Source organism: Brevundimonas sp. UBA5936, assembly GCA_002430835.1.
In the GTDB taxonomy this organism is placed as follows: domain Bacteria; phylum Pseudomonadota; class Alphaproteobacteria; order Caulobacterales; family Caulobacteraceae; genus Brevundimonas.
The window spans coordinates 1-3,268 of sequence record DJDA01000068.1 but is presented as its reverse complement, the minus strand read 5'-3'; the positions used below and the strand labels follow the sequence as shown (position 1 = coordinate 3,268).

Genomic DNA, 3,268 nt, shown 5'->3' with positions numbered 1-3,268 from the left:
GGCCAGCGGGCCGACGGTGATGCGGGCGGGCTCGCCCGCCTTGCGGGCCTCGGCGCCGCGCCAGGCGCCGGCCAGCAGGACCGCCAGGTCGTCGCCGCCCAGTTCGGGCGTCCCATCGGCCGAATAGTCGTCGAAAGCCTGAGCCAGCAGGGTCTTCTCCGCCGCGCCCGGCGGCGCCGCAATCCGCGCGTAGGCCGCCTCCAGCGCTCCCAGGTCGGCGGGAACGGCGGGAACGATGCGCGAAGCAGCGGACATGACTCAGGTCTCGAACGGCGCGGTGGAAAACCGCTGGGGAAAACAGCCGCACCTTAGCGTCCCCGGCGAGAACGGCTAGGCCGCCCAGGCCCCGAAAGACAGGGAATTTCAGTGTGCACCGCACCATGTGGCGCAGGAGGCCCAGTTGTGGACTGTTTTAGCCAGGCTTGCCGCAGAACAGAGAAATAAAAGCCTCAATTCGGCCGTGATCGGACAGAAGCGCGCATCAGGTCGAAAGGAAAATCGGCCCCAGAAACGAACAAGGCCGTCGAACGGAGTCCGACGGCCTGCTCGGTCCGGCGCTCAGGAGGGGGAGGGGAAGCGCCGGCCTGGGACGTCGCGGTCCGGGAGGGGGAGGGGAGGACCGCGTCGTCGTGTGAGAGTGAAATAGGGGTCGATTGCGGCAGTTCAAGGACAAGAAGACGAATATTTCTAGCTTTAAGCCTGCGGCGGGACGTCGCGCCCCAGTATACGATTCAACAGGGAAGAACCGTCCCGATTCTTGGATGATGGCTCAGTTTTCTTATCCTGTTTCTTTGAATGTTTGGCGGCATAGGGCTCGCCGTCGCCGGACAGCAGCACGGCGATCCAGCGCGAGCCCTTGAACTCGGCCAGGATGGCCATGGCCATCACCGCCAGCGGGGTCGACAGGAACATCCCCGCCACGCCCCACAGCTTGCCCCAGAAGGCCAGGGCCAGAAGGACGACGATGGGGTCGATGTTCTGGTTGTCGCCCTGCATCCGCGGCTGGACCAGATTGCCCACCAGAAACAGCAGGGTCTGAAGACCGACGAACAGGATCAGGGCGGGCCAGTAGCTTTCAAACTGGACCAGGGCGAACAAGGGCGGGGCGCAGCCCGCCACGGCGCCGCCCAGCACCGGAATGAAGCCGACGATGAAGATGACGAAGGTCCAGAACTCGGCGTTCTGAAGCCCCACCGCCCGCATCAGCACCCAGGCCACGGCGCAGATCATGGCCCCGGTCACGGCCTGGACCCACAGATAGCCCTCGACCCCGCCGCGCACGCGCTCGAACACCTCCAGCGCCTCCTGGCGCGGGCCGCGTTCCGGGAACATGCCGACCATCTTCTTGCGGAAGCCCGCTTGCGAGGCCAGCAGGAAGCCCAGGTAGATCATGACGAAGAAGGCGCCGGTGGCAGCGCCCTGCACCTGGAAGGCGGCGCTGGTCAGCCAGCCGCGCACATCGATGCCCGCGATCATGTCGTGCAGGGTCGGCGGGTCGCTGACCCCGACCAGGGTCGAGACGTCGCGGCTGATCTGATCGATGCGCGGGCCGATGCTGCCCGCCACGCCCGAGGCGTCGGTGAAGAAGCCGGCCGCCCCGTCGACGATGATCCAGATCGAGGCCAGGAAGCCCAGCACCACCAGGATCAGGGCGGCCGCCCCGGCGAAACGCGGCGGAATCGGCGTGCGCCGCTCAAGCGCGCGCTTCACCCCGTCGATCATGATCATCAGGAACAGGGCCATGGCCAGGGGCGTCAGAATGTCCCTGAGCCAGTAGAGCGCCGCGCCCGCCGCCACGACGGCGATCAGCACCACCGCATTCGTGGCCGGGGAGGAATGACTGACGGTGATCGGAAGCTTCATGGCGGAACTGTCGTCGTGACCGGGAACGGCGTCAATCGCTGTAAACCGCCGAGGTTCCGCCTTGCGGCGACGGCCCGGTCGATTAAGCATGGAACAGTACGCAGGAGACCCTCTTCATGACCGACGCCCCCGCCCTGTTTCTCGGCCAGTCCTTCGAGGGCGCGCCCGAGCGGCTGCTGCTGAATCGGGCCAACCGCCACGGCGTCGTCGCCGGCGCCACCGGCACGGGCAAGACCGTGACCCTGCAGATCATGGCCCAGGGCTTTTCCGAAGCGGGCGTCCCCGTCTTCTGCGCCGATGTGAAGGGCGACCTGTCGGGCATCAGCCAGGGCGGCGGCGTCGAGAAGTTCGCCGAGCGCGCGGGCAAGATGGGCCTGACGCTGAACGGCAAGTCGGCCCCGGTCGTCTTCTGGGATCTGTACGGTCAGAAGGGCCACCCGATCCGCGCCACCGTGTCCGACGTCGGTCCCGTGCTTCTGGCGCGAATGCTGGAGCTAAACGACGTGCAGGAGGGGGTGCTGACCGTCGCCTTCCACGTCGCCGACAAGGAAAGCCTGCTGCTGCTGGACCTTGAGGATCTGCGCGCCCTGCTGGCCTATGTCGGCGAGAACGCCCAGACCATCGGCCGCGAGGTCGGCAACGTCTCGCCAACCTCCATCGCCGCCATCCAGCGCGCCCTGCTCCAGCTCGAACAGCAGGGCGGCAAGGCCTTCTTCGGCGAACCGGCCCTGCGTCTGGAGGACATGATGCGGACGGCGCTCGACGGCCGGGGCCAGGTGAACGTGCTGGACGCCACGCGGCTGATGAACAGCCCGCGCCTGTACGCCGCCTTCCTGCTGTGGCTGCTGTCCGAGCTGTTCGAGCAACTGCCCGAGATCGGCGACCCGGAGAAGCCGCGCCTGGTCTTCTTCTTCGACGAGGCCCACCTGCTGTTCAACGACGCGCCCAAAGGCCTGCTGGAAAAGGTCGAGCAGGTGGTGCGCCTGATCCGCTCCAAGGGCGTCGGCGTCTATTTCGTCACCCAGAACCCGGCCGACATTCCCGACAGCGTCCTGGCCCAGCTGGGCAACCGGGTGCAGCATGCGCTGCGCGCCTATACCCCCGCCGAGCAGAAGGGCCTGCGCGCCGCCGCCCAGAGCTTCCGCACCAACCCCGCCTTCGACACCGCCGAGGCCATTCAGGCCCTGGGGGTCGGCGAGGCCCTGGTCTCCACCCTCGATGAAAAGGGCGCGCCGACCGTGGTGGCCCAGACCAAGATCCGTCCGCCGGATTCGCGCCTCGGCCCGGCGACCGAGGCCGAACGCGCCGCGACGCTGGCCGCCAGCCCGGTGCGCGGCGTCTATGACACGGCGGTCAACCGCGAGTCGGCCGAAGAGGTGCTGAAGGCCCGCCGCGCCCAGGCCGA

General features: G+C 67.7%; 3 protein-coding genes. 1 reads left to right on the top strand and 2 read right to left on the bottom strand.

What is annotated here, in order from left to right; genetic code table 11:
- The coding region (locus B2Y21_RS06690) for a hypothetical protein (protein ID WP_292058173.1) at positions 1-255 on the bottom strand (255 nt) is incomplete at its 3' end.
- A 438-nt stretch (positions 256-693) separates the two neighbouring features.
- On the bottom strand, positions 694-1,863 hold the full coding sequence (locus B2Y21_RS06685) for an AI-2E family transporter (protein ID WP_292058171.1): 1,170 nt from the start codon (positions 1,861-1,863) through the stop codon (positions 694-696).
- Positions 1,864-1,979: 116 nt separating this feature from the next.
- Between B2Y21_RS06685 and B2Y21_RS06680 the strand changes: the two genes are divergently transcribed.
- The coding region (locus B2Y21_RS06680) for a helicase HerA-like domain-containing protein (RefSeq protein WP_292058170.1) at positions 1,980-3,268 on the top strand (1,289 nt) is incomplete at its 3' end.